This is a genomic window from Pseudonocardia tropica, from assembly GCF_040105315.1.
Lineage (GTDB): Bacteria > Actinomycetota > Actinomycetes > Mycobacteriales > Pseudonocardiaceae > Pseudonocardia > Pseudonocardia alni.
In genome coordinates this window covers 367760-390202 of the sequence record NZ_JBEDNP010000001.1, presented here as the reverse complement: position 1 = coordinate 390202, position 22443 = coordinate 367760, and the positions used below count along the sequence as shown (strand labels likewise).

Genomic DNA, 22443 nt, shown 5'->3' with positions numbered 1-22443 from the left:
GCGTTCCGCGGAACGCCGCGGGGACCTCAGACGCCGGTGGCCCCGTCGATCCGCTCGCGGACCAGGTCCGCGTGCCCGGTGTGGCGGGCGTACTCGGCGATGACGTGGGTCAGGACCCAGGTCACCGACACCGCGTTCCCGTCGAGCGTCCCGGTGCCCTCCGGACCGGCGGCCGCCACGACCCGGCGGGCGTGGGCGACCTCCTCCTCCCAGACCGCGCGGGCCCCGGCGATGCCGGCGTCGCCGGGCTCGAACCCGCCGTCGTGGCCGGTCCCGGACTCGCGCGGGTACAGCGGGGGCACGTCCTCACCGGCCAGGACCCGGCGGAACCAGTTGCGCTCGACCGCGGCCAGGTGCTGGACCAGGCCCAGCAGCGTCAGCGACGACGGCGGCACCGACGCCGTCCGCAGCTGCTCGTCGGTCAGCCCCTCGCACTTCCCGAGGAGGGTCGCGCGGTAGAAGTCGAGCCAGGCGGAGAGCGTGGTGAGGGCGTCGGCCCGCAGCGGGGGGAAGGCGCGGTCGGTCATGCCGGGGATCGTGTCAGCGGGGTCCGACACCGGGCCGCTTCCCCGGCGCGGCGCCGGTGCCCCACTCCGCCGTGGCCGACACCGCGCCGACCGCGGTGCGCAGCAGCGCTGAGATCGCCGTCGCGCCCGGGACGCCGTCGGAGCGGCGACGCCCGGCACCTGTGGCGGTGGGAGCTGGAGCCCGTCGGCTCCGACACGGCCCGCGTGACCTGTGCCTACGACTGGACCGGCCTCGACCCGGACGACGCCTCCCGGCAGCGACGGGCCCGGGCCACGCCCGCCGACCGGCTGCGCGCCCCGCTGGGCCGGCTCGCCGCCGTCGTCGCGACAATGTGATCCGCGACACACGTTCCGGACGAGCGATCAGGGAAAGGTGCTGCCCTGGAGGCATGGATGCCGATCAGGTGATCACCGTTCTGGCCGGGTTCTCCGGCACCCGGATCGTGGAGGGCAACGGGGACGCGTTCGCGATCCACGACCCGGACCACGACTACGAGCAGCGCCCCCGGCAGGGCTGGGCGACCGTGGTGCGGTCCGACGTCAACGACACCGCGTCCGACCTCGACCGGCCGGGAGCGTTCCGGCTCAACATCGGGCTACCCGCGGCCCGGTTCCGTGCGCTGTTCCCGGTCGACCCCGGCATCGACCCGCGGACCCGCGACGTGCTGTTCCCGCACCCCGTGTACGCCGCCCGGCGCTGGGTGGCGGTGGTGGAGCCGGACACGACCTGGCCGCGGGTGCGGGAGCTGCTCGACGAGGCGCACGACGCCGTGGTGCGCAGGCACGCGGCGCGACGCAGGCCGTGACCGGCGCGGCGGGCCGGGCTACCGTGCCGCGGTGGCTGTCGCGATCACGCCGTACACACCCGCCCATCGCCGACCGGTCCTGGCCCTGTCCGTCCGGGCGTGGGAACCGGTCTTCCCCCTGATCCGGGCGGCCGTGCCCGGCTTCGTGTACGAGTCCTTCTACCCCCGGGGGTGGCGGGAGCGGCAGACCGAGGATCTCGGCGCGGTGCTCGACGGCGAGCCGGAGAACGTCGACGTGGCGATCGTCGACGGGGCCGTGGCCGGGTGGGTCTGCACCCGGCTGCACCCCGTCGACGACATGGGCGAGGTCTACGTCCTGGCCGTCGACCCGGACCACCAGCGGCGCGGCGTCGGGACCGCCCTCACCGACCGGGCGTGCGAGCGCGTGCGGGCCGCGGGCCTGCGGATGGTCATGGCCGAGACCGGTGGCGACCCGGGCCACGCGCCGGCGCGGGCCGCGTACGAGGCGTACGGGTTCGAGCGCTGGCCGGTCGCCCGGTACTTCCGCGACCTGCGTGGACAGGACCGGGCCCCGACGACGGCCCGCCGCCGTCACGGCGCCCCGGTGCCCCCGGGGTCGGAGGCGGCCGTGGAGGCCACGACGCCGTCGCACCCGTAGTAGGGGGCGTCGGCGGTGACGGCGTAGACCTCCCACGGCTCGTCGCCGGGGCCGCGCACCCAGACCTTGTCCTGGCGGGCGTAGCAGCAGGTCGTGTCGTCCTCCACCTGCGTGGCGAGCCCCAGCCCGGACAGGCGCTCGGTGGCCTCCCGCACCGCGGCGGTCTCCTCCACCTCGACGCCCAGGTGGTCGAGCACCGTGGCCCCCGCCTCGCCCTCGATCAGCACCAGCTTGAGCGGCGGCTCGGCCACCGCGAAGTTGGCGTAGCCGGGCCGGATCTTGGCCGGCTCGACGCCGAACAGCGACCGGTAGAACGCGATCGAACCCTCCAGGTCGGACACCCGCAGGGCGAGCTGCACTCGTGACATGACTCCTCCTTGATTCGACGACGGTCGAAACAGAGGTGGTGCCGTGTTTTGATGCTTGTCAAGATAGAGGCATGTCGAAGCAAGCTCCCGCGGTGCCGTTCGCCGGCAGCGGCGTCGAGTGCTGTTCCCCGCTGGTCACCGAGCCGCTGTCCGGCGACCAGGCCGGTGACCTGGCCCGGGTGTTCAAGGCACTGGGTGACCCGGTGCGGCTGCGGCTGCTGTCGCTGATCGCCTCGCACGCGGGGGGCGAGACCTGCGTGTGCGACCTGACCGACGTGTTCGACCTGTCCGGACCCACCATCTCCCACCACCTCAAGGTGCTGCGCGAGGCCGGCCTGATCGCCGGGGAGCGACGCGGGACCTGGGTCTACTACCGGGTGCTGCCCGACGTCCTCGGCCGTCTCGCCGACGTCCTCGGCCCGGCCGGCGCCGGCCGGCGGGCCGCGGGGACGGGCCGGTGAGCACCGGGAGCACGACCGCGGCCGGACCGGTCGTCGCCCGCCTGTCCACCCTCGACCGGCTCCTGCCGGTCTGGATCCTCGCCGCCATGGCCACCGGGCTCCTGCTCGGCCGCCTGGTCCCCGGCCTCGCCCCCGCGCTCGACGCACTCGCCGTCGACGGCGTCTCGCTGCCGATCGCGCTCGGCCTGCTGATCATGATGTACCCGGTCCTGGCCAAGGTCCGCTACGACCGCCTCGACACCGTCACCGGCGACCGCAGGCTGCTGGTCAGCTCGCTGGCGCTGAACTGGGTCCTCGGCCCCGCGCTGATGTTCGCGCTGGCCTGGCTGATGCTGCCCGACCTGCCCGAGTACCGCACCGGGCTGATCATCGTGGGGCTCGCCCGCTGCATCGCCATGGTCGTCATCTGGAACGACCTGGCCTGCGGCGACCGCGAGGCCGCCGCCGTCCTCGTCGCGCTGAACTCGGTGTTCCAGGTCGTCGCGTTCGGCGCGCTCGGCTGGTTCTACCTCGTCGCGCTCCCCGGGTGGCTCGGGCTGCCGGTGACCGACGTGGCGTTCTCCACCTGGGACGTCGCGAAGTCCGTGCTGGTGTTCCTCGGTGTCCCGCTGCTCGCCGGGTACCTCACCCGCCGCGTCGGGGAGCGCACCCGGGGCCGCGACTGGTACGAGCGGACGCTGATCCCGCGGATCGGGCCGTTCGCGCTCCACGGGCTGCTGTTCACCATCGTGCTGCTGTTCGCCCTGCAGGGCGAGGCGATCACCGGACGGCCGCTGGACGTCGCCCGGATCGCGCTGCCGCTGCTGGCCTACTTCGCCCTGATGTGGGCCGGGTCCTACGCGCTCGGCCGCGCCGTCGGCCTGGGGTACGCGCGCACCACCACGCTCGCGTTCACCGCCGCGGGCAACAACTTCGAGCTCGCCATCGCCGTCGCCGTGGGGACCTTCGGGGTCACCTCCGGCCAGGCCCTCGCCGGGGTCGTCGGCCCCCTGATCGAGGTCCCCGTCCTCGTCGGCCTCGTCCACGTCTCGCTGTGGCTGCGACGCCGCCTCGTCACCCGAACCGGAGCCCCCTCATGACCGCCGTGCCCACGGTGCTGTTCGTCTGCGTCCACAACGCCGGACGCAGCCAGATGGCCGCCGCCCTGCTCGCCCACCAGGCCGCCGGCGCCGTCGCGGTCCGCTCCGCGGGGTCCGCACCGGCCGACACGGTCAACCCCGCCGTGCGCGCGGCCATGGCCGAGATCGGCATCGACCTGGCCGACGCCGCCCCGACGGCGCTCACCACCGACGCCGTCGAGCACTCCGACGTCGTGGTCACCATGGGGTGCGGCGACGCCTGCCCCGTGTTCCCGGGGAAGCGCTACCTCGACTGGCAGCTCGACGACCCCGCCGGGCGCGACCTGGCCGCCGTCCGCCCGATCCGCGACGAGATCGCGCGGCGGACGCTCGCCCTGCTGACCGAGCTCACGGCGCCGGACGGGGCGGCCGCCGGTCCGGCCTGAAGGGCCGGAGGACCGAGGTCGAGCAGGAGGTCGTCGTCCGGCACGGCGGGCAGGGGACGTGCTCACGGTCGTCGCGGACCGGTGTGGCGCTGCGGCGGAAGCGGGGGGATTCGAACCCCCGGTCCTTTCGGACGCCCGCTTTCAAGGCGGGTGCATTCGGCCGCTCTGCCACGCTTCCGCACGGGAGGGTAACGGGACCGCTCAGCGCTCCGCGCGGTAGTAGGTGACCGGCCCCATCCTGGTCGTCCCGTGCCCGACCACCGCCGCGCCGGTGAACCCCGCGGCCGCGAGCAGCTCCGGCACCGGCTGCTGCCCGTGCCCGTGACCGCGCCCGTGACCGTGACCGTGACCATGACCGTGACCGTGACCGTGACCACCGTGCCGGGAGCGGCGGTGGGCCGGGTCGAGGCGGGCCAGCAGCGACAGCACCCTGTTCACGGTGTGCATCCGTCCGCCGGTGCGCGGGTCGTCGTCGAGGTCGACCAGGTGCAGGCTTCCGCCCGGCGCCAGGACGCGGTGCACCTCCCGCAGCGCCGCGACCCGGGTGTCGGCGGCGATGTGGTGCAGCATCAGCGAGGAGAGGACCCGGTCGACGCTGCCGTCGTCGAGGGGCAGGTCCTCGGCCACACCGACCTGCAGCTCCAGCTCGACGCCGGCCTCGGCGGCCTTGCGGCGGGCCATGGCGACCGCGTCGGGGTCGGGGTCGACGCCGCGCACGGTGGCCGTCGGAACGGCCTCCTTGGCGCGCAGCAGGACGTTCCCGGTCCCGCAGCCGATCTCCAGCACGCGGTCCCGCGGGCCGATGCCGGCCTGGGCCAGCAGCCGCCAGTACATCGGGACGGCGCCGCTGAGCCGGGCCACAGTGTCGTAGCCGGGCAGCAGCCGCGAGCTGACGAGCGCCGGCGTGTGGGCGTGCGTGGTCATCGGTCCCCCTCGGACGAATTTCGCGTTCTCCAGCGACTCTCCCTGGCCCTCGAACAGCAGACAAGGCACTATCCGTGGCCGTGATGGGACGAAGTTCGGACATCCCCCTGATCGGCTTCGCGCACACGCCGGTACCGATCGCGGCGTACCGCGTCGACGGGCCGGTGCAGCTCCCACGGGTGCAGGGGCCGCACGCGCACGACTTCCTCACCCTCGTGCACGTCGTGCGCGGCACCTGCGCCTACCAGGTCGACGGGCGGATCTGGCGGCTCGCCGAGGGCGATGCGTTCGTCATCGCGCCCGGAGCCGTGGTCGACCACGCCGCGGAGACCTCGACGCCCCCGGGCGAGCTGTGGTCGGTCGTCTTCCCCGCGGAGGCGGTCGCGCCCGCGTCCTGGCGGGACCATCCGCTGCTCGCGCCGTTCGTCGGGCGCCACCGCGGTGGCGGGCAGCGGATCGGGGTCCCACCGGCGGAGCGGGCGACCTGGCGTGCCCGCCTCGCCGACCTCGACGACGAGCTGACCCGCCGCCGCGACGGTCACGCCGAGGCCGCCCGCGCCCACCTCACCCTGCTGCTGGTGGCGCTCGGCCGGCTCGTCGACGACGTGCCCGCCGAGTCCGGCGACCCGCTGCTCGCGGCGGTGTTCGCCGTCGTCGAGGAGCGGTTCGCCGGGCAGCTGTCGCTGCGCGACGTCGCCGCGGCCGTCGGTCTCACCCCCGGGCACCTGACGACCGTCGTCCGGCGCGGGACCGGGCGGACCGTCCAGCAGTGGATCACCGAGCGCCGGATGCGGGAGGCGCGGCGGCTGCTCGCGTCCACCGACCTGCCGGTCGCCGAGGTGGGTGCGCGGATCGGCTACGCCGATCCCGGCTACTTCGCCCGCCGCTTCCGGGCCGCGCACGGCGTCACCGCCGCGACGTGGCGGGCCGGCCCGGGAACCCCCTGACGGGTGGCGCGGGACGTCCGCGCCGATGCGGTCCGGCGCGGTGTGGTGGGATTCCCCCGGTCTCATCTCGGGAGGACGACGTGCGGTTCGACGAGAACGCCCGGCTCGACACGTCCGGTGTGGACGACCTGCGCGGATCCGGCGGTGGCCGGGGCGGCGGGGTCGGCGGCCGGGTGGCGGGCGCGGGCGGCGGCCTGGGCATCGTCGGCGTGATCCTCTACCTGCTGCTGTCGAACTTCGCGGGCGTCGACGTGTCCGGGATGGGCGCGGGCGGCGGCTACCCGGGGCTCGACCAGGTGGGCTCGGGCCGGACCGCGAACAACTCGTCGCTGCAGCAGAACTGCGCCACCGGCGAATCGGCGAACACCTCGACCGACTGCCGCGTCGTCGCCGTCGTCAACTCCCTCGACGACTTCTGGGCCACCCAGTTCTCCTCGGGCTTCGAACGGCCACGGACCAACTTCTTCTCCGGCGGGGTGAGCACCGACGGGTGCGGCTCGGCGTCGTCGGACAGCGGACCGTTCTACTGCCCGGCCGACTCCGAGATCTACATCGACCTCACCTTCTTCCAGGAGCTGCAGACCCGCTTCGGCGCGCAGGGCGGACCGTTCTCGCAGGCCTACGTGATGGCCCACGAGTACGGCCACCACATCCAGAACCTGCTCGGCACCAACCGCAAGGCCGGCAACGACACCGGCCTCACCTCCGGCTCGGTGCGCCTGGAACTGCAGGCCGACTGCTACGCGGGCGTCTGGACGAACCACGCGACGACGACGCCCGGCCCGTCGGGGCGGCCGCTGATCAGCGAGCTGAACCGGTCCGACATCGACGCCGCCCTCGACACCGCGTCCCGGATCGGCGACGACTACATCCAGTCCAACCTGGGTGGCGGCCGGGTCGACGAGTCGCAGTTCTCGCACGGCAGCTCCGCGCAGCGCGAGAAGTGGTTCACGACCGGTCTGCGGAGCGGCGACCCCGACTCCTGCGACACCTTCGCCGCGCGCAGCCTCGACTAGGGCCGCAGCCGCCCGAGCTGGTGGTCCAGCACCGCAACGGCCGCCACACCGTCGGTGTCACCGAGCAGCACCGACTCCGCGAGACCTCCGGCCAGCGCGAGCAGCACGGTCGCCTCCCGGCCCGGGTCGAGCCCGGCCAGCTCACCGGCGTCGCGGGCCGCGGCGAGCCGCTCGGCGACGGCCCCGTGGATCAGGCGGTCGCCGGACCGGTAGGTCTCACGCAGCCGCTCGTCGCCGAGCGCCCGGATGAGGAAGGCGGAGCCGACGCGGGCGTCGGTGCGGGCGTCGTCGTCGAGCGGGAGCAGCGCGGTCAGCAGGGCGCGGACCTCCCCCAGCGGCGACGACGGCGCGGCCGCGGCCATCCGGGCCCGCACCCGTCCGTCCACCCGCAGCTGCAGCTGCTGCGCGGCGAAGTCCAGCAGCTCGTCGCGCGAGGCGAAGTAGTGCTGGACCCGGCCCTTCGAGACCCCCGCCTCCTGCGCGACCCGGGCCAGGCTGACCGCCTCCAGCCCCTCGGCCGCGGCGACCCGCCACAGCGCCGCCGCGATCTCCCCACGGCGCTGCCCGTGGTCGACCACCCTCGGCATCCCCACCTCGTTCCGGTCCGATCGGCTTGCGAAAAGCTCCGTCCGCTTTTACAGTCCGATCGTATCGCGAAACGGGGGGACGATGCACACCGGACACTTCACCGACACCGCGGCCCGGGACCACTTCCGCGCGCTGTACGACGACGCGGTCGCCCGTCTGGGTCCGACGAGCGGCCGCGACATCACCACCACGCACGGCGTCGTCCGCGTCCTGACCTGCGACGGACCACCCGGGATCCCGTTCGTCCTGGTGCCCGGGGCGGGCTCGCCGGGGGTGAGCTGGGCACCGAACGTGCCCGCGCTGCGCGGCCGCGCGACCGTGCACCTCGTCGACCCGCTCGGCGGTCCCGGGGCGAGCACCCAGGACGTGCCGCTCCGGTCGGTCGGCGACCAGGTCCGCTGGCTGCGCGGGGTGCTCGACGCACTCGGCCCGTGCCACCTCGTCGGGACCTCGATGGGTGGGCGCCTGGCGTTCGAGGTCGCCCGCCGCTCCCCGGCCGGGATCCGGACGCTCACCCTGCTCGACCCGGCTCTCACCTTCACCCGCATCCCGGCCGGCACGGTGGCGGCCTCGCTCGGTGCCCTGCCGGGTGCCCCGACGTGGCTGCGCCGCCGGTTCGTCGCCCGGCTGGGTGGCGGCGCCGACGTCGCCGACGACCCGGTCGCCCGGCTGATCGAGGCGGGCCTGTCCGGCTACGCCTCCGCGGTCCCGCTGCCACCGCTGCCCACCGCCCGGGACGTGGCCGCGGTCGGCGTCCGCAGCCTGGTGCTGCTCGGCGGGCGCAGCACGATGCTCGACGCCGGCCGGGCCCGTGCGCGGGCCGCGCTGTTGCCGCGCGGCACCGTCGAGGTGTGGCCGGACGCCACGCACGCGCTGCCCGGCGAGTTCCCGGAGCGCGTCGCCGAGCGGCTGTCGTCGCTGGTGGCCGCGTCGTGAGGCGCCGGGAGCTCGTGACCACCGTCCTCGGCGACGTCGTGGCGCCGCTGGTGCTGTTCTACGGCCTGCGGGCGGTCGGCGTCGCGGCCGGGCCGGCGCTGCTCGCCGGAGCCGCGGTCCCGGCGGCACGGGCGTCGTGGGGACTCCTGCGGCACCGCCGCGTCGAGTGGTTCGCGGTGCTCGTGCTCGTCCTCTGCGTGGCGAGCGCGGCGACCGCGCTGCTCGGCGGCGGCGACCGCGTCCTGCTCGCCCGCGAGGCCCTGGTCACCGCGGCCCTGGGCGTGGTGCTGCTCGCGAGTGTGCCCTCGGCCCGGCCGGTGCTGTTCACGATCGGCCGTCTCACGCTCACCGAGGCCGGTCACAGCCCCGACGACTGGGACCACCGCTGGGCCTCCTCCGCCCGGTTCCGCGGGATCTGGCGGTGGCTGACGGCGGGCTGGGCGGCGGGCCTGTTCCTCGACGCCGCACTCCGGGTGCTGATCGCGTACACGTTGCCGGTCGACGTGGTGCCCGCGGTGCACGCCGTGCAGTGGTTCGCCGTGCTGGCGGTGCTGCTCGTCGGCGGGCAGGTGTGGCTGCGGCTGCCCCGCCACCGCGAGCTGATCTTCAGCTGACCGGCGGGGCGGCGGCCAGGAAACCCGCGAGGTCGTGGGTGTAGCCCGCGACGTGCAGCTCCCACCCGGGCCGCACGAACGCCTCCCGGGTGAGCAGCACCCGGTACTCGGTGACCCGGGCGTCGCCGTGGGCGATCGTCGCGGTGCCGTCGTCGCGGTACCCGAGCCGGGCCGAGATCGCCGCGGACGCCGCGTTGCCCTCGACGTACTCCGAGCGCGCCGCGCGCGCACCGAGGTGGTCGAAGGCGAAGGCCAGCACCGCGGCCCGCATCTCGGTGCCGTAGCCGCGCCCCTGCGCCCGCCGGACCAGGTACGAGCCGGTCGCGACCTCGCGGCGCGCGCCGAACCGGTCCCCGACGACGTCCTGCAGGCCGACCACCCGGCCCTCGGCGCGCACGACGAACTGCAGCGTCCACCGGTCCGGTGACGCCGTCGCGCGGTTCGACCAGACGTACTGCGCGATGCCGCGGCCCAGGTACCGCGGGTCGGCCCGGGTCCACGGGACGCGGAACGGCATCTCCGACGACGGGTGGATCCCGCTCTCGTGCACGGCCGCGACCAGCTCCCGGATCGACGGGTCGTCCTCGACGCGCAGCTCCAGGCGCGGGGTCCGCAGGGTCAGCCCGGCCATCGGCCACGGGTCGGGGACGGGGTCGATCGGCGCGGGGAGCACGTCCATCGGACGACCGTGCCGGATCGCCGACGCGCGCGCCACGGAATACGGTCGGGCCCATGTGGGCGATCACCCTGACCGAGTACGGCGGACCCGAGCAGATGGTGTGGGCGGAGGTCCCCGACCCCGAGCCCGGACCGGGTGAGGTCGTGCTCGACGTCGTCTCCTCGGCCGTCAACCGGGCCGACCTCCTGCAGGTCCAGGGGAACTACCCGGTCCCGCCCGGCGCGTCGGAGATCCTCGGCCTGGAGTGCGCGGGCCGGATCGCCGCGCTCGGTGACGGCGTGACCGGCTGGTCGGTCGGCGACGAGGTGTGCGCCCTGCTCGCCGGCGGCGGCTACGCGACGAAGGTCGCCGTCCCGGCCCCGCAGCTGCTCCCCGTCCCCGAGGGCGTCTCCCTGACCGACGCCGGCGGGCTGCCCGAGGTCGCCTGCACCGTCTGGTCGAACGTGTTCCTGGAAGGCCGGCTCGCCGAGGGCGAGACGTTCCTGGTCCAGGGCGGCTCGTCGGGCATCGGAACGCACGCGATCCAGGTCGCCAAGGCCTTCGGCGCGCGCGTCGCCGCCACCGCGGGCCACGCCGACCGGATGCGGTTCTGCCGCGACCTGGGCGCCGACATCGTCATCGACTACCACGACGACGTCGCCGCGGAGCTGAAGAAGGCCACCGACGGCCACGGCGCCGACGTCATCCTCGACAACATGGGCGCCAAGGGCCTGGCGAACAACCTGTCCGCGCTGGCCCGCGACGGTCGACTGATGATCATCGGCATGCAGGGCGGGGTGAAGGCCGAGCTCAACATCGGCGCGCTGCTGGCCAAGCGCGGCCACGTCTCGGCGATGGGGCTGCGCGGACGCCCGGTCGACGGCCCGCACTCGAAGGCCGAGATCGTCGACGGGGTCCGGCAGAACGTGTGGCCGCTGTTCGCCGACGGCCGGGTGAAGCCGGTGATCTTCGAGCGGTTCGCGCTGTCCGACGCCGCCGACGCGCACCGCAGGCTCGACGCCGGCGGTGTGACCGGCAAGCTCCTCCTCGTGAACTCCTGAGCGGGCGGGTCCAGAATGGCGGACATGAGCGACGAGCAGGAGACCCCCGGGGACCGGGTCGTGGTGGTCGGCGCCGACGGGCGTCCGGTGGGCACGGCATCGGTCCCGCAGGACGACGACGCGCAGAGCCCCGCGTCGATGGTGGAGCAGCCCGCGAAGGTCATGCGGATCGGCACCATGATCAAGCAGCTGCTCGAGGAGGTGAAGGCCGCGCCGCTGGACGAGGCGTCCCGCGAGCGGCTCAAGGAGATCCACGAGAACTCCGTCAAGGAGCTCGAGGAGGGCCTCGCGCCGGAGCTGCGCGAGGAGCTGCAGCGGCTCAGTCTGCCGTTCACCGCGGACAAGATCCCGTCGGAGGGTGAGCTGCGGATCGCCCAGGCCCAGCTGGTCGGCTGGCTGGAGGGCCTGTTCCACGGCATCCAGACCGCGCTGTTCGCCCAGCAGATGGCCGCCCGCGCCCAGCTGGAGCAGATGCGCCGCGGGCTGCCGCCCGGCGTGGGCGGCGCTCCCGAGCAGGGCGTGCCGGAGGGCCTGGGCCGGGGCACCGGGCAGTACCTCTGAGGTCCGGCGCCGCGCGTCGCCGACCTGCGGTTTCCCACGCGCCCGGCAGGGGGCTCCCCTGCCGGGCCGCGCCGGGGGCCGTGAGTACCCTCGTCGGGTGGCCGTGACCGTGACCGACGAGACGGGTGACATCGTCGACCCGTCCGAGGTGTCGAGCCCGCGCAGCTGGCGGCGGGCCTTCGCGGACCTCGCCCAGGGCTGGCGGCAACGGCCGCTGTGGGGCTACCTCGGCTGGCAGGACATCAAGCAGCGCTACCGCCGCTCCGTCCTGGGACCGCTGTGGATCTCGATCAGCATGGGCGTCATCGCCCTCGGCCTGGGGATCCTCTACTCGGCGCTGTTCCAGATCTCGCTGGCGACGTTCCTGCCGCACGTCGCCGTCGGGCTGCTGATCTGGAACTTCGTGTCCGGCTGCATCCTCGAGGGCAGCGAGGTCTTCATCGCCAACGAGGGCCTGATCAAGTTCCTGCCCGCCCCGCTGAGCCTGCACATCTACCGGCTCGTGTGGCGGCAGACGCTGTTCTTCCTGCACAACCTGGTCGTCTGGGTCGTGCTGATGATCGTGTTCCCGCACCCGCTGGGGCTGTCGACGCTGCTGGCGATCCCGGCGTTCGTGCTGCTGGCGATCAACGGCGCCTGGGTCGCGATCTTCGCCGGGATCCTCGCGACCCGGTTCCGGGACATCCCCCCGATCATCGCCAGCGTCACGCAGCTGGTCTTCTACCTGACCCCGATCGTCTGGTCGGTCGACATCCTGAGCGACAACCCGGCCGCGCGCGAGCGCGCCCAGCTGGTCGAGCTGAACCCGGTCTTCCACTTCGTCGAGATCGTGCGCCAGCCGCTGCTCGGCCAGGAGATCGTCGGCCGGTACTGGCTGGTCACGGGCGTGATCACGATCGTCGGCTGGGCCGCGGCCCTGATCTGCCTGCGCAACTACCGCTCCCGCGTCGCGTACTGGGTGTGAACCTCTGTGACTGAACCTCGCATCCGGATCGACCGCGCCGCCGTCGACTTCCCGATCTTCGACGCCAAGACGCGGTCGCTGAAGAAGGCCGTCCTCGGCAAGGCGGGCGGCCGGATCGGCACCGACGCCAAGGTGCCGATCATCGAGGCGCTGCGCGACATCACCGTCAGTCTGGACAAGGGCGCCCGCGTCGCGCTCGTCGGGCACAACGGCGCCGGCAAGTCCACGCTGCTGCGGCTGATGGCCGGCATCTACGAGCCCACCCGCGGCCGCTCGCTGGTCCGCGGCAAGGTCGCGCCCGTGTTCGACCTCGCCGTCGGGATGGACCCGGAGATCTCCGGCTACGAGAACATCCTGATCCGCGGCCTGTTCCTGGGCATGACGCGCAAGCAGATGGAGGCGCGGATCGACGACATCGCCGCCTTCACCGAGCTGGGCGACTACCTGGAGATGCCGCTGCGGGCGTACTCGACGGGTATGCGGGTACGGCTCGCGCTCGGCGTCGTCACCTCGATCGACCCCGAGATCCTGCTGCTCGACGAGGGCATCGGCGCCGTCGACGCGGAGTTCCTGAACAAGGCCCGCGACCGGCTCCACGAGCTCGTCGACCGCTCCGGGATCCTGGTCTTCGCCTCGCACTCCGACGAGTTCCTCGCCGACCTGTGCGACACCGCGCTGTGGATGGAGCACGGGACGATCAAGGAGTACGGCCCGCTGCACGAGGTCCTCGACCACTACAAGGGGCGGACCCCGTCGTGACCGGACCGCTCCCGCCCGGCTCGGTCGTCGGCGTCATCGTCACGCGGCACCGGGCCGAGCTGCTCGTCGACTCGCTCGCCGCGATGGCGAAGCAGACCCACCCGCTGGCGCACCTGATCGTCGTCGACAACGGGCCGGACCTGCCCGCCCGCGACGCCGTCGAGGCCTGCCCGCTGCCGACGACGTGGCTGCCCTCGTGGTCCAACCTCGGCGGCGCGGGCGGGTTCGCCCTCGGGATGCTGCACGCACTGGCCATGGGCGCAGAGTGGATCTTCCTGGCCGACGACGACGGCCACGCCGCCGACGAGTCCACCCTCGCCACGCTGCTCGACGTCGCCGAGCGGCACGGGCTCGCCGCGGTGTCACCCGTGGTGGCCGACAAGACCGACCCGGGCCGCCTCGCCTTCCCACTGCGCCGCGGCCTCACCTGGCACCGGTCCCGTTCGGCGCTGGGGTCCGACGACCTGCTCCCCGGGATCGCCTCCTTCTTCAACGGCGCCCTGTTCCGGGCCTCCACCCTGGAGGTCATCGGGGTGCCGGACCTGCGCCTGTTCGTCCGCGGCGACGAGGTGGAGATGCACCGCCGGATGGTCCGGTCCGGGCTGCCCTTCGGCACCGCGCTGCAGGCCACCTACCTGCACCCCTACGGCTCCGACGAGTTCAAGCCGATGCTGGGCGGGCGGCTGCACGCCCAGGACCCGGGCGACGAGGTCAAGCGCTACTACACCTACCGCAACCGCGGCTACCTGATGTCCCAGCCCGGGATGCGGAGGATCGGCCTCACGGAGCTGCCGAGGTTCGCCTGGTACTTCCTGGTCACGAAACGCGACCCCCGCGCCTTCCGCGACTGGCTCACCCTCCTGAGACAAGGCCGCCGGGAACAGTTCCACCGCGCCCCCTGAGCATCCACACCCCCTGACCGGCGTCCACACCCGTTGCAACAGGTGTGGACGCCTGTGAACGGGTGTGGATGCGGTGTCCACACCCGGTGGAGTTGTCCACAGGCCGGCGACCCGGGGGCCGTGGGCAGCTGCCGTCGGCCAGGGTTGTCGGTGTGACGCACGAGGTGATCCGGGCCGGTCCCGACGGGCTCGTACGGCGGAGCGTGCTACGTGACCACGGTTCTCCGACGACGAGATCGACCGGCTGCGGCGCACAGGGGTCCTGACCGGTGTGCGGCGCGGGGTCTACCGCCTCGACGGCGGAGACGGTCCGGCGTCGGCGGTCCTCGACCACACCCTGCGGGCCCGCGCGGCCGCGCCGGGGCTGTCGTCGGAGGCGGTGTTCGGCCACGTCACCGCGGCAGTGCTGCTCGGCCTGCCGGTCTGGGCCGTCCCGCTCGATCGGCTGCACGTCGTCCGGTCCCGGCCCACCGGTGCCCGGACCCGCGGTGACCTGGTCGTGCGGAGCGGCACGCTCCTCTCCGACGAGATCGTCGACGGCGGCGGGCTGCGCGTCACCGGTCCCGCCCGCACGCTCGTCGACCTGGCCAGGTCGGTGCCCACCGAGCAGGCGCTGGTCGTCGCGGACGGGGCGCTGCAGGCCGGGGCCGTCGCCGCGCGCACCGGGCGGCCCCGCCCGGACGCGACGACGCCCGGGGAGATCGCGGCGGCGCTGACCCGGGCCACCGGGACGAAGGGGGTGGGAGCGGCACGACGGACACTCGCCCTCGCCGATCCGGCGAGCGAGAGCCCCGGGGAGTCGCGCAGCCGTTTCCGGATGCACGTCGCCGGGGTGCCGGCTCCGGTGACGCAGTGGCCGGTGCCGGGGACCCGCTTCCGGGCCGACTTCGCCTGGCCGGACCTCGGGCTCGTGGGGGAGTTCGACGGGCGGACGAAGTACGGGCGCACCCTGCGGCCCGGTGCAGATGCCACCGAGGCGCTCTGGGAGGAGAAGCGCCGGGAGGACCGCATCCGGCGCACCGGACTCTCCGTCGTCCGCTGGACCTGGCAGGAGATCACAGACCCCGGCCCGCACGGCATGATCACCACCCTCCGCCAGGCGCTCCGGACCTGACGGATCCACACCCCCTGTCCGGCCCGCACACCCGTTGCGACGGGTGTGGACGCCCCACAACGGGTGTGGATGCGGGGGTCAGTTCTTGAAGATGACCCAGCGCAGCATGACGAAGTTGATCGCGGTGGCGGTGCCCTGCGCGACCACCCAGGCCAGCGTCGTGTCCCACTCCATCGGCGGCAGGACGTGGAGGACCAGCGAGTTCACCACGACGTTGACGGCCAACGTGGTCCCGTAGAGGGCCACGAAGCCGGCGAACCTCGCGCGGCCGCCGGTGTTCGCGCCGGTGAAGGTGAAGCGCTTGTTGAGCAGGTACGCCGTCGTCGTACCGAGGACGAAGCTGATGCCCTTCGCGAACGGCACCCACAGGCCCGCGTTCAGGAGCAGGTGGTAGACGCCGAAGTCGACGATCGCGGAGAGCACGCCGATCGCGACGAAGCTGCCCAGCTGGCGGACGAGGCCGAGGCGCGGGGCCGGGGCGTCGGCCGGACCGGTGGCCGGGGGCTCGGCCCGGGTGGGCTCGGTGGCGGTCACCCATCGAGGGTAGCGGCGCGCGCCGCAACGACCGCGTCGACCCACCGGAGCGCAGGTCGTGCCCCTCCGGCCTGCCGATCCGCGCGCGACCGTGGACAACGCAGTGCACTTTGCCGTACAAAGTTGATGACACATCAAACCAGTTGGCAAGTGGGGGAAGCATGCAGGACCGGACGGACACCGGCGTCGACGACCAGCCGCCGCGCTCACCGGCCGACGCGCTCGCGATCATCGAACGCGAGCAGGCCCGGCAGGTCCCGCCGTACTGGATCTTCTATCTGATCTGGGGCGCGGCCTGGGCGGTCATCGGGCTCGCCTGGTTCGCGAACGGGACCGGCGCGGTCACCGCGGCCACCGCGGGCGTCCTCACGGGGCTGGCGATCGCCGGGGGGTCGATCGGCAGCGGTCTGGTCGGCTCCCGGATGGGACGCGGCGTCACCGGGCCGAGCCAGCTCCACGGCGCCCTCTACGGCTGGGTGTGGCCGGTGGCGATGATCGGCGTCGTCGCGCTGGCGGTCGGCCTGGGCCGGCTCGGTGCGCCGGTCGGGTTCGCGATGCCCGCGCTGTTCGTGTTCGTCACCGGCGGCCTGTTCGCGGTCGGGGCCGCGGTCCGGCGCGACATCCCCGACTACGCGCTCGGGCTCGGCCTGCTGGTGCTCGGCGCGGCGCTGCCGTTCGTCCCGGCGCCGTGGCACGCGCTGGCGCTGGCCGTCGTCGGCGGGGGCGCGCTGGTCGCCACCGGGCTGTGGACGCGGGCGCGGGCGGTCCGGTGACCGAGCTCGACCCCGTCATCCACGCCCAGGCCCGGCTGCGGGTCACCGCCACCCTCGCCGCCCTCGACGACGGCGACCGCATGACCTTCCCGCGCCTGCAGGAGCTGCTCGGCATGACCGCGGGCAACCTGTCCACCCACCTGCGCAAGCTGGAGGACGCGGGCTACGTCGCGATCACCAAGACCCACCAGCGGCGCACCCCGGTGACCTTCGTCGAGCTGACGAGAACGGGAAGGCGGGCCTTCGAGGACTACACGGCCGCGCTGCGGGCGCTGCTCGACCCGGCCGCCGACCCGTCGGAGGTGCCGTCGTGACCGCACCGGTGGAGCTGTGCGGGGTGACCCGCCGCTACGGCGACACCGTCGCCCTCGACGACGTCGACCTCGTCCTGGAGCCCGGCAGCCTGACCGGCCTGCTCGGCCCGAACGGCGCGGGCAAGTCGACGCTGGTCAACCTCGTGTCCGGGCTGCGCCGACCGGACACCGGCACGGTGCGGCTGTTCGGCGGGGACCCGCGCGACGCGGCGAACCGGGTCGCGCTGGGCACCACCCCGCAGCAGACCGGGCTGCCGGACACACTGCGCGTCGGGGAGATCGTCCGGTTCGTCGGCGCCCACTTCCCCGACCCGGTCGGGGCCGGTGAGCTGCTGGAGCGCTTCGGCCTCGACGGGCTGGAACGACGCCAGGCGGGCGGGCTGTCCGGCGGCCAGAAGCGCCGCCTCGCGCTCGCGCTCGCGTTCATCGGCCGCCCCCGGCTGGTGCTGCTCGACGAGCCGACGACCGGCCTGGACGTCGAGGGCCGCCGCGCCCTGTGGGACACCGTGCGCGCGTTCCACGCCGGCGGCGGGACGGTCCTGCTGACCACCCACTACCTGGACGAGATCGAGTCGCTGGCCGAGCGCGTCGTCGTCCTGGCGGGCGGGCGGATCCGCGCCGACGGCGACGTCGACGCCGTCCGCGGGGCCGTCCGGGTCGGGCGGGTCTCCTTCCGTGCGGCGACCCTCCCCGACCTGCCCGGCGTCGAGCGGACCGAGCGCGACGGCGACCACGTCACCCTGCACACCGCCGACGCCGACGAGCTGGTCCGCACCCTCGTCCGGCACGACGTGCCCTTCACCGGCCTGTCGGTGTCCCGGGCGTCGCTGGAGGACGCGTTCCTGACCCTGACCGGAGGCCCGTCGTGAGCATCGCCGCAGCGCACGCCCGCTACCTGATCCTGGAGCAGCTGCGGATCCCGGTCGCGGTGCTGTCCACCGCGCTGTTCCCGGCCCTGACCCTGTGCTTCTTCGTGCTGCCGTTCGACTGGGGCGACGACCCGGTCGCGGTGACCCGCTCGGTCGCCCAGCTCGCGCTGTTCGGCGTGCTCAGCGGGTTCCTGTTCACCTTCGGCGTGGGCGTCGCCGACGACCGCGAGAAGCCGTGGGACCCCTACCTGCGCACGCTGCCCGCGCCCGCGTCGGCGCGGGTGGTCGGCCGGCTCGCGGTCGGGGTGCTGTTCGCGCTGCTCGGGATGCTGCCGGTGGTCGTGCTCGGCGCCCTGCTCACACCCGCCTACGTCGAGCCCGCCCGGCTGCCGGGCGCGGTCCTGGCGCTGCTGGTGGCCGGGCTGCCGTTCCTGTTCGGCGGGCTCGCGATCGGCTACTCGCTGCCGACCAAGGCCGCGCTGCCCGTGACCCAGCTGGTCTTCTTCCCGATGGCCTTCGGTGGCGGGCTGCTGCTGCCACCGGAGCTGTTCCCCGGCTGGCTGGCCCGCGCGACCGAGGTGCTGCCCACCCGCGGGGCCCGTGACCTGCTGCTCTGGTCGCTCGGCGGGCCGGTCCCGAGCGGTCTGGCGCTGGGCGCGTTCGCGGCGTGGACGGTCGGGCTGGCGCTGCTGGTGGGCTGGGCGTACCGCCGCGACGAGGGACGCCGCTTCCGATGAGCCCGGCGCTCAGAAGTGGCGGCCGGCGAAGGTGTAGCGGGGCCGCACCGTGACCGAGCCGGCGGCCGTCCGGCCGTAGACGCGGAAGTGCGGGCGGCCGTGGACGGCGCGGCTGGGCATCTTCGAGCGGACCGAGCCGTACTGGGAGACGAGGCCGTCGACGTCGGCGGTGGCGTTCTCCGGGACCAGCAGCCGGGCCGACCCGGCGCCGAGTTCCAGCTCCACCTCGACGACGGGCATGGGCAGCTGCGCGTCGCAGAAGTCCAGCAGGACCGCGCCGAGCGAGGTCTGCACCCGCAGCCGGGCCGGGACCGCCCAGTCACCGCGCCGCTTGACCCCGCCGACCCCGCCGCGCAGCACCGTCGGCGGGCCGACCGGGGTGGCGAGGACGTCGGCGGACAGGTCCAGCGGGTCGCCGGGCAGGTCGGCCAGCACCGGGAGCAGGTCGGCCCCGAACCGGGCGCCGTAGACGACCGACAGCCGCTCCTGCAGCTCGTCGACCGAGATCCGGCCCTCGGCCATCGCGCGGTTGAGCCGCGTCGCGGCGCGCTCGCGGTCGGCGTCGGAGATCCTGATCTCCCGACCCTCTCCGGGTAGCCGCGCACCGGTCACCCCACCAGGGTAAACACCTATCCGACGGGTGCGGCGTCCGGCAGCCGGAACAGCCACACCCCGCCGTCGAACCGGCCGGGGTCGCCGGTGACCCGCCGGGTCCAGGCCAGCGCACGGGCCTCGTCGCCGCCGGCGTACCCGGGGACGAACGCGACCGCGGTGATCCCCAGCTCGCGCAGCTCGCGGTGGGCGGCGGCGGTGTAGTCGTCGCCGGGGTCGTTCTTGCCGTCGGCGACCCACTGCGCCCCGATCTGGTAGCGGTTCCAGCGGGACTGGATCGCGACGTCGTCCTGCGGGTCGGAGGCGATGAAGTAGCCGCCGCGGATGCGGAACGCGGGGCCGGAGGCGGCCTGCCAGCGCAGGCCCTGCGCGCCGTCGTCCCAGGCCGCGGTGATCCGCGGGTAGATCTCGACGACGTCGGCCGGGCCCAGCGGCGCCGCCCCGGCCGCGAAGAAGGCGGGCACCGGCGCGGGCAGGACCTCCTGGGCGTCGGCGGGCAGCCAGGACACCACCGCCAGCGCGGTCAGGGCGACGGCACCGACCGCCGTCGCCGGGGTGTCGAGCGGCATCCGGTCCACCCACAGCGCGACGACGACGGCGACGCACAGCGCCGTCACCACCTGGATGCGGACCGGCTCGACCTCCGACAGCAGCGGCACCTCGGCGAATCCGAGCCAGGGCAGCGGGATCTCCGTGTAGTCGCCCAGCAGCACCACGCTCGTGCCGAGCGAGGCGACCCAGGACAGGAACCCCACCGCGGCGACGACCCGCAGCGTCGTCGACCGGACGACCAGCACCGCGACGACGACCAGGGCCAGCACGGCGAGACCGACGTAGCCGCCCTGCTCGCCGATGTGGCCGCCGAGCTCGGTGTCGACGCCGTCGGGCGTCGTCCGGACGGCGGTGAGCCGGGTCGGGACGAGCAGGTTCGCCAGGTCGGCGCCGGTGGCGTGCACGTTGCGGATCGCGCCGCGCGGGCGGTTCGGCCCGGCCAGCACCAGATACAGCGGGTACGCGCCGAGCACCACGAACACCCCGACGCAGGCCGACCCGGCCCGGACCAGCCCCGGCAGCTGCGCGCGGACCCGGCGCGGGAACCGCAGTGCGAGCACCACCGCGGTGACGACCAGGAAGATCACGCCGATGGCGAGGGTCTGGGTGTAGAGGACGAGCTGCCCGACCAGGGCGAGCCCGGCCGGCGCACCGACCCGCCACGGCCGGCGCAGCGGCCCGCGCGCGAACAGGTGGTGGGCGAGCAGCAGGAGCAGCGGCGGCAGCACCGACCACGTGAGGTTGAGGTGCCCGGCGATCGCGTGCGCGAGGTGGAACGGGGAGAAGGCGTACAGCGCACCGGCGATCCCGCGGGCGGTCCAGCCGCGGCCGGTCCGGCCCACGTACGGGCCGAGCGCGGCGACCAGCACCAGCCCGGAGACGACCGGACCGAGGACCAGGCCGACGTTGAACGCGGTCACCGAGCCCGCGACCAGGGTCACCGGGGTCAGCGCCAGCGCCAGCAGCGGCACCGCGGTGTTCCACAGCGCGTTCAGCCCGTACGGCCAGTGCATCCAGTCGGTGACCAGCGGGTTCTGTCCGTGCGTCACGGCGAACGGGAACCAGTGGATCCACCAGGCGAACATGTCGGCGTCGGCGGTGACGTGCCCGATCAGCAGGCCGCCCGGGTTGGCGAGCACCCTGCGCTGCAGCCACAGCGAGACCAGCAGGTACCCGACCCCGAGCAGCACGTACAGCCCCGCGGTCGCGCCCCGGCGCCGCGCCGGTGGCAGCGGGAGGCGGACCTGCCGCTCGTCGAGCACCCGCCCAGGGTCGCACCCGCCGTCGCCGGTACCCCTCGCTACCCTGGCGACGATGACGGACACGACCGTTCCCAGCAGCACCAGGACCGACGCCCCCGCGCGACGGACCGCCTCCCTGCACGGCTGGGGACGGACCGCACCGACGATCGCCCAGCTCGTCACCCCGCGCGACGCCGAGGACGTGGCCGAGGCCGTCCGCACGGCGGGCGAGCGCGGTGTGATCGCCCGCGGGCTCGGCCGCTCCTACGGCGACCCGGCGCAGAACGCGGGCGGTGTCGTCCTCGACATGCCGGGCCTGAGCCGGATCCACGCCATCGACCCGGACACCGGCGTCGCGGACGTGGACGCGGGCGTCAGCCTGGACCAGCTCATGCGCGCCGCGCTGCCGCTCGGGCTGTGGGTCCCGGTGCTGCCGGGCACCCGCCAGGTCACGATCGGCGGGGCGATCGGCGCCGACGTGCACGGCAAGAACCACCACACCAAGGGCAGCTTCGGCAACCACGTCGAGTGGCTGCAGCTGGTGACCGCGGACGGCTCGGTCCGCGAGCTGACCCCGTCCGGGCCGGACTCGGAGCTGTTCTGGGCGACCGTCGGCGGGATGGGCCTGACCGGCGTCATCGTGCGGGCGAAGGTGCGGCTGCACCGGACCGAGTCGGCGTACTTCGTGGTCGACACCGACCGCACCGACGACCTCGACGGCCTGCTGGAGCTGCTCACCGACGGCTCCGACGACACCTACGGCTACTCGGCCGCCTGGTTCGACACCACCGCGACCGGTGCCCGGATGGGCCGGTCGGTGCTGACCCGCGGCTCGCTCGCGACCGTCGACCAGCTCCCCGCGAAGCTGCGGTCCGAGCCGCTGAAGTTCGACGCGCCGCAGCTGCTGACCTTCCCGGACGTCTTCCCGAACGGGCTGGCCAACAGGCTGTCGCTGACCGCGTTCTCCGAGCTGTGGTTCCGCAAGGCACCGAAGCGCCAGCGCGGCTCGGTGCAGAACATCACGGCCTTCTACCAGGTGCTCGACGTGTTCGGGGACTGGAACCGGGTCTACGGCTCGAAGGGCTTCCTGCAGTACCAGTTCGTCGTCCCGATGGGGGCGGAGACCGAGCTGCGCCGCATCCTGGAGAAGATCGCGGCGTCGCCGCACAAGTCCGGGCTGAACGTGTTCAAGCGCTTCGGCGCGGGCAACGACGCACCGCTGTCGTTCCCGACGAAGGGCTGGACGATCACCGTCGACTTCCCGATCGCGAACGGGCTGTCCCGGTTCTGCACGGAGCTCGACGAGATGGTGCTGGCCGCCGGCGGGCGGCTGTACCTGGCGAAGGAGTCGCGCACGTCGCCGGAGGCCTTCGCCGCCGGCTACCCGCGGTTCGCCGAGTGGAAGGCGATCCGCGACGGCGTCGACCCGGCCGGCGTCTTCGCCTCCGACATGTCCCGCCGCCTCGCACTGACCCTCTGACG

29 protein-coding genes and 1 tRNA gene are annotated in these 22443 nt (G+C 74.1%); 21 read left to right on the top strand and 9 right to left on the bottom strand.

All coding sequences use genetic code 11. The features are described 5' to 3' along the window. Positions 1 to 26: 26 nt before the first annotated feature. On the bottom strand, positions 27 to 527 hold the full coding sequence (locus WHI96_RS01890) for a DinB family protein (RefSeq protein ID WP_345648316.1): 501 nt from the start codon (positions 525 to 527) through the stop codon (positions 27 to 29). Between the two features lie 204 nt (positions 528 to 731). On the opposite strand from WHI96_RS01890, the gene WHI96_RS01885 reads away from it, so the two are divergent. Genes WHI96_RS01885 through WHI96_RS01875 form a run of 3 tightly spaced genes read left to right on the top strand, consistent with a single transcriptional unit; the run spans position 732 to position 1952 of the window. After that, a complete protein-coding gene (locus tag WHI96_RS01885; RefSeq protein ID WP_345648314.1) occupies positions 732 to 863 on the top strand; it encodes a hypothetical protein in 132 nt (43 codons plus the stop codon). Positions 864 to 916: 53 nt separating this feature from the next. Then, the gene (locus tag WHI96_RS01880; protein WP_345648311.1) at positions 917 to 1333 is read left to right on the top strand and encodes a DUF6194 family protein; all 417 of its coding nucleotides are present in this window, start codon (positions 917 to 919) and stop codon (positions 1331 to 1333) included. A 31-nt stretch (positions 1334 to 1364) separates the two neighbouring features. Then, positions 1365 to 1952, top strand: coding sequence for a GNAT family N-acetyltransferase (locus WHI96_RS01875; protein WP_345648308.1), 588 nt, complete (start codon positions 1365 to 1367; stop codon positions 1950 to 1952). Here WHI96_RS01875 and WHI96_RS01870 read toward each other — a convergent pair. Then, a complete protein-coding gene (locus WHI96_RS01870; protein WP_345648305.1) occupies positions 1886 to 2320 on the bottom strand; it encodes an ArsI/CadI family heavy metal resistance metalloenzyme in 435 nt (144 codons plus the stop codon). The two genes, WHI96_RS01875 and WHI96_RS01870, sit on opposite strands and share 67 nt — an antisense overlap. Before the next feature lie 71 nt (positions 2321 to 2391). On the opposite strand from WHI96_RS01870, the gene WHI96_RS01865 reads away from it, so the two are divergent. Genes WHI96_RS01865 through WHI96_RS01855 form a run of 3 tightly spaced genes read left to right on the top strand, consistent with a single transcriptional unit; the run spans position 2392 to position 4285 of the window. Beyond that, a complete protein-coding gene (locus WHI96_RS01865; RefSeq protein WP_345648302.1) occupies positions 2392 to 2781 on the top strand; it encodes an ArsR/SmtB family transcription factor in 390 nt (129 codons plus the stop codon). Next, positions 2778 to 3860, top strand: a complete 1083-nt coding sequence (gene arsB, locus WHI96_RS01860) for an ACR3 family arsenite efflux transporter (protein WP_345648299.1) — start codon at positions 2778 to 2780, stop codon at positions 3858 to 3860. Before WHI96_RS01865 ends, arsB begins: the two co-directional genes overlap by 4 nt. Further along, complete coding sequence (locus WHI96_RS01855) at positions 3857 to 4285, top strand: arsenate reductase/protein-tyrosine-phosphatase family protein (RefSeq protein ID WP_345648296.1); 429 nt, start codon at positions 3857 to 3859, stop codon at positions 4283 to 4285. Before arsB ends, WHI96_RS01855 begins: the two co-directional genes overlap by 4 nt. 95 nt (positions 4286 to 4380) lie before the next feature. Here the strand turns inward: WHI96_RS01855 and WHI96_RS01850 are convergent. Continuing rightward, positions 4381 to 4463: transfer RNA gene (locus WHI96_RS01850), tRNA-Ser, on the bottom strand. Positions 4464 to 4486: 23 nt separating this feature from the next. Then, positions 4487 to 5209, bottom strand: a complete 723-nt coding sequence (locus tag WHI96_RS01845) for a class I SAM-dependent methyltransferase (RefSeq protein WP_345648294.1) — start codon at positions 5207 to 5209, stop codon at positions 4487 to 4489. Positions 5210 to 5292: 83 nt separating this feature from the next. On the opposite strand from WHI96_RS01845, the gene WHI96_RS01840 reads away from it, so the two are divergent. Both WHI96_RS01840 and ypfJ read left to right on the top strand, forming a co-directional pair. Further along, positions 5293 to 6156, top strand: coding sequence for an AraC family transcriptional regulator (locus WHI96_RS01840; protein ID WP_345648291.1), 864 nt, complete (start codon positions 5293 to 5295; stop codon positions 6154 to 6156). Between the two features lie 80 nt (positions 6157 to 6236). Further along, on the top strand, positions 6237 to 7172 hold the full coding sequence (ypfJ, locus tag WHI96_RS01835) for a KPN_02809 family neutral zinc metallopeptidase (protein WP_345648288.1): 936 nt from the start codon (positions 6237 to 6239) through the stop codon (positions 7170 to 7172). Here ypfJ and WHI96_RS01830 read toward each other — a convergent pair. Next, positions 7169 to 7759 (bottom strand): TetR/AcrR family transcriptional regulator, encoded by a 591-nt coding sequence (locus WHI96_RS01830; RefSeq protein WP_345648285.1) that lies wholly within the window; start codon positions 7757 to 7759, stop codon positions 7169 to 7171. The two genes, ypfJ and WHI96_RS01830, sit on opposite strands and share 4 nt — an antisense overlap. Positions 7760 to 7841: 82 nt before the next feature. On the opposite strand from WHI96_RS01830, the gene WHI96_RS01825 reads away from it, so the two are divergent. Both WHI96_RS01825 and WHI96_RS01820 read left to right on the top strand, forming a co-directional pair. Continuing rightward, positions 7842 to 8696: an alpha/beta fold hydrolase gene (locus WHI96_RS01825; RefSeq protein ID WP_345648282.1), complete on the top strand. Its 855-nt coding sequence runs from the start codon at positions 7842 to 7844 to the stop codon at positions 8694 to 8696. Continuing rightward, positions 8693 to 9310, top strand: a complete 618-nt coding sequence (locus WHI96_RS01820) for a VC0807 family protein (RefSeq protein ID WP_345648279.1) — start codon at positions 8693 to 8695, stop codon at positions 9308 to 9310. The genes WHI96_RS01825 and WHI96_RS01820 overlap by 4 nt, the downstream gene beginning before the upstream one ends. Here WHI96_RS01820 and WHI96_RS01815 read toward each other — a convergent pair. Further along, a complete protein-coding gene (locus tag WHI96_RS01815; protein ID WP_345648276.1) occupies positions 9303 to 9989 on the bottom strand; it encodes a GNAT family N-acetyltransferase in 687 nt (228 codons plus the stop codon). The two genes, WHI96_RS01820 and WHI96_RS01815, sit on opposite strands and share 8 nt — an antisense overlap. A gap of 53 nt (positions 9990 to 10042) precedes the next feature. On the opposite strand from WHI96_RS01815, the gene WHI96_RS01810 reads away from it, so the two are divergent. The 6 genes from WHI96_RS01810 to WHI96_RS01785 all read left to right on the top strand — a co-directional run bounded on the left by WHI96_RS01810 (position 10043) and on the right by WHI96_RS01785 (position 15329). Beyond that, positions 10043 to 11029, top strand: coding sequence for an NAD(P)H-quinone oxidoreductase (locus tag WHI96_RS01810; RefSeq protein WP_345648273.1), 987 nt, complete (start codon positions 10043 to 10045; stop codon positions 11027 to 11029). Positions 11030 to 11044: 15 nt separating this feature from the next. Beyond that, positions 11045 to 11590: a bacterial proteasome activator family protein gene (locus WHI96_RS01805; RefSeq protein WP_345648270.1), complete on the top strand. Its 546-nt coding sequence runs from the start codon at positions 11045 to 11047 to the stop codon at positions 11588 to 11590. Positions 11591 to 11687: 97 nt separating this feature from the next. Beyond that, positions 11688 to 12554: a galactan export ABC transporter permease subunit Wzm/RfbD gene (gene wzm / locus WHI96_RS01800; RefSeq protein WP_345648267.1), complete on the top strand. Its 867-nt coding sequence runs from the start codon at positions 11688 to 11690 to the stop codon at positions 12552 to 12554. 6 nt (positions 12555 to 12560) lie between these two features. After that, a complete protein-coding gene (wzt, locus tag WHI96_RS01795; RefSeq protein WP_062399276.1) occupies positions 12561 to 13313 on the top strand; it encodes a galactan export ABC transporter ATP-binding subunit Wzt/RfbE in 753 nt (250 codons plus the stop codon). After that, entirely contained in the window at positions 13310 to 14215 is a 906-nt protein-coding gene (gene glfT1 / locus WHI96_RS01790; RefSeq protein ID WP_345648263.1) for a galactofuranosyltransferase GlfT1, read from the top strand. The genes wzt and glfT1 overlap by 4 nt, the downstream gene beginning before the upstream one ends. A gap of 271 nt (positions 14216 to 14486) precedes the next feature. Then, positions 14487 to 15329: a type IV toxin-antitoxin system AbiEi family antitoxin gene (locus tag WHI96_RS01785; RefSeq protein ID WP_345648260.1), complete on the top strand. Its 843-nt coding sequence runs from the start codon at positions 14487 to 14489 to the stop codon at positions 15327 to 15329. Between the two features lie 78 nt (positions 15330 to 15407). Here the strand turns inward: WHI96_RS01785 and WHI96_RS01780 are convergent, their stop codons facing one another. Continuing rightward, on the bottom strand, positions 15408 to 15863 hold the full coding sequence (locus tag WHI96_RS01780; RefSeq protein WP_345648257.1) for a GtrA family protein: 456 nt from the start codon (positions 15861 to 15863) through the stop codon (positions 15408 to 15410). A gap of 161 nt (positions 15864 to 16024) precedes the next feature. On the opposite strand from WHI96_RS01780, the gene WHI96_RS01775 reads away from it, so the two are divergent. From WHI96_RS01775 to WHI96_RS01760, 4 genes are read left to right on the top strand one after another with little or no spacing between them, the layout of a single operon-like run. Further along, positions 16025 to 16636: a hypothetical protein gene (locus WHI96_RS01775; RefSeq protein WP_345648255.1), complete on the top strand. Its 612-nt coding sequence runs from the start codon at positions 16025 to 16027 to the stop codon at positions 16634 to 16636. Continuing rightward, complete coding sequence (locus WHI96_RS01770) at positions 16633 to 16950, top strand: transcriptional regulator (RefSeq protein ID WP_073573850.1); 318 nt, start codon at positions 16633 to 16635, stop codon at positions 16948 to 16950. Before WHI96_RS01775 ends, WHI96_RS01770 begins: the two co-directional genes overlap by 4 nt. Next, positions 16947 to 17819 carry an ABC transporter ATP-binding protein gene (locus WHI96_RS01765; RefSeq protein ID WP_345648252.1) on the top strand — a complete coding sequence of 291 codons (873 nt, stop codon included), beginning with the start codon at positions 16947 to 16949 and terminating at the stop codon, positions 17817 to 17819. Before WHI96_RS01770 ends, WHI96_RS01765 begins: the two co-directional genes overlap by 4 nt. After that, a complete protein-coding gene (locus WHI96_RS01760) occupies positions 17816 to 18556 on the top strand; it encodes an ABC transporter permease (protein ID WP_345648249.1) in 741 nt (246 codons plus the stop codon). The genes WHI96_RS01765 and WHI96_RS01760 overlap by 4 nt, the downstream gene beginning before the upstream one ends. 9 nt (positions 18557 to 18565) lie before the next feature. On the opposite strand, the gene WHI96_RS01755 is transcribed toward WHI96_RS01760, so the two are convergent. Both WHI96_RS01755 and WHI96_RS01750 read right to left on the bottom strand, forming a co-directional pair. Next, complete coding sequence (locus WHI96_RS01755) at positions 18566 to 19168, bottom strand: DUF1707 domain-containing protein (RefSeq protein WP_345648246.1); 603 nt, start codon at positions 19166 to 19168, stop codon at positions 18566 to 18568. A gap of 17 nt (positions 19169 to 19185) precedes the next feature. Then, complete coding sequence (locus WHI96_RS01750; protein WP_345648244.1) at positions 19186 to 20982, bottom strand: hypothetical protein; 1797 nt, start codon at positions 20980 to 20982, stop codon at positions 19186 to 19188. A 52-nt stretch (positions 20983 to 21034) separates the two neighbouring features. Here WHI96_RS01750 and dprE1 point away from each other — a divergent pair, with 52 nt between their 5' ends. After that, positions 21035 to 22441 (top strand): decaprenylphosphoryl-beta-D-ribose oxidase, encoded by a 1407-nt coding sequence (gene dprE1, locus WHI96_RS01745; RefSeq protein WP_345648241.1) that lies wholly within the window; start codon positions 21035 to 21037, stop codon positions 22439 to 22441. The last annotated feature ends 2 nt before the right edge of the window (positions 22442 to 22443 follow it).

What these genes read in the sequence shown, in the direction of transcription:
- WHI96_RS01890 (WP_345648316.1), bottom strand. Translation starts at nt 527, where the DNA reads ATGACCGACCGCGCCTTCCCCCCGCTGCGGGCCGACGCCCTCACCACG.
- WHI96_RS01880 (WP_345648311.1), top strand. Translation starts at nt 917, where the DNA reads ATGGATGCCGATCAGGTGATCACCGTTCTGGCCGGGTTCTCCGGCACC.
- WHI96_RS01870 (WP_345648305.1), bottom strand. Translation starts at nt 2,320, where the DNA reads ATGTCACGAGTGCAGCTCGCCCTGCGGGTGTCCGACCTGGAGGGTTCG.
- WHI96_RS01865 (WP_345648302.1), top strand. Translation starts at nt 2,392, where the DNA reads ATGTCGAAGCAAGCTCCCGCGGTGCCGTTCGCCGGCAGCGGCGTCGAG.
- WHI96_RS01855 (WP_345648296.1), top strand. Translation starts at nt 3,857, where the DNA reads ATGACCGCCGTGCCCACGGTGCTGTTCGTCTGCGTCCACAACGCCGGA.
- WHI96_RS01845 (WP_345648294.1), bottom strand. Translation starts at nt 5,209, where the DNA reads ATGACCACGCACGCCCACACGCCGGCGCTCGTCAGCTCGCGGCTGCTG.
- WHI96_RS01840 (WP_345648291.1), top strand. Translation starts at nt 5,293, where the DNA reads ATGGGACGAAGTTCGGACATCCCCCTGATCGGCTTCGCGCACACGCCG.
- WHI96_RS01830 (WP_345648285.1), bottom strand. Translation starts at nt 7,759, where the DNA reads ATGCCGAGGGTGGTCGACCACGGGCAGCGCCGTGGGGAGATCGCGGCG.
- WHI96_RS01825 (WP_345648282.1), top strand. Translation starts at nt 7,842, where the DNA reads ATGCACACCGGACACTTCACCGACACCGCGGCCCGGGACCACTTCCGC.
- WHI96_RS01815 (WP_345648276.1), bottom strand. Translation starts at nt 9,989, where the DNA reads ATGGACGTGCTCCCCGCGCCGATCGACCCCGTCCCCGACCCGTGGCCG.
- WHI96_RS01810 (WP_345648273.1), top strand. Translation starts at nt 10,043, where the DNA reads ATGTGGGCGATCACCCTGACCGAGTACGGCGGACCCGAGCAGATGGTG.
- WHI96_RS01805 (WP_345648270.1), top strand. Translation starts at nt 11,045, where the DNA reads ATGGCGGACATGAGCGACGAGCAGGAGACCCCCGGGGACCGGGTCGTG.
- WHI96_RS01775 (WP_345648255.1), top strand. Translation starts at nt 16,025, where the DNA reads ATGCAGGACCGGACGGACACCGGCGTCGACGACCAGCCGCCGCGCTCA.
- dprE1 (WP_345648241.1), top strand. Translation starts at nt 21,035, where the DNA reads ATGACGGACACGACCGTTCCCAGCAGCACCAGGACCGACGCCCCCGCG.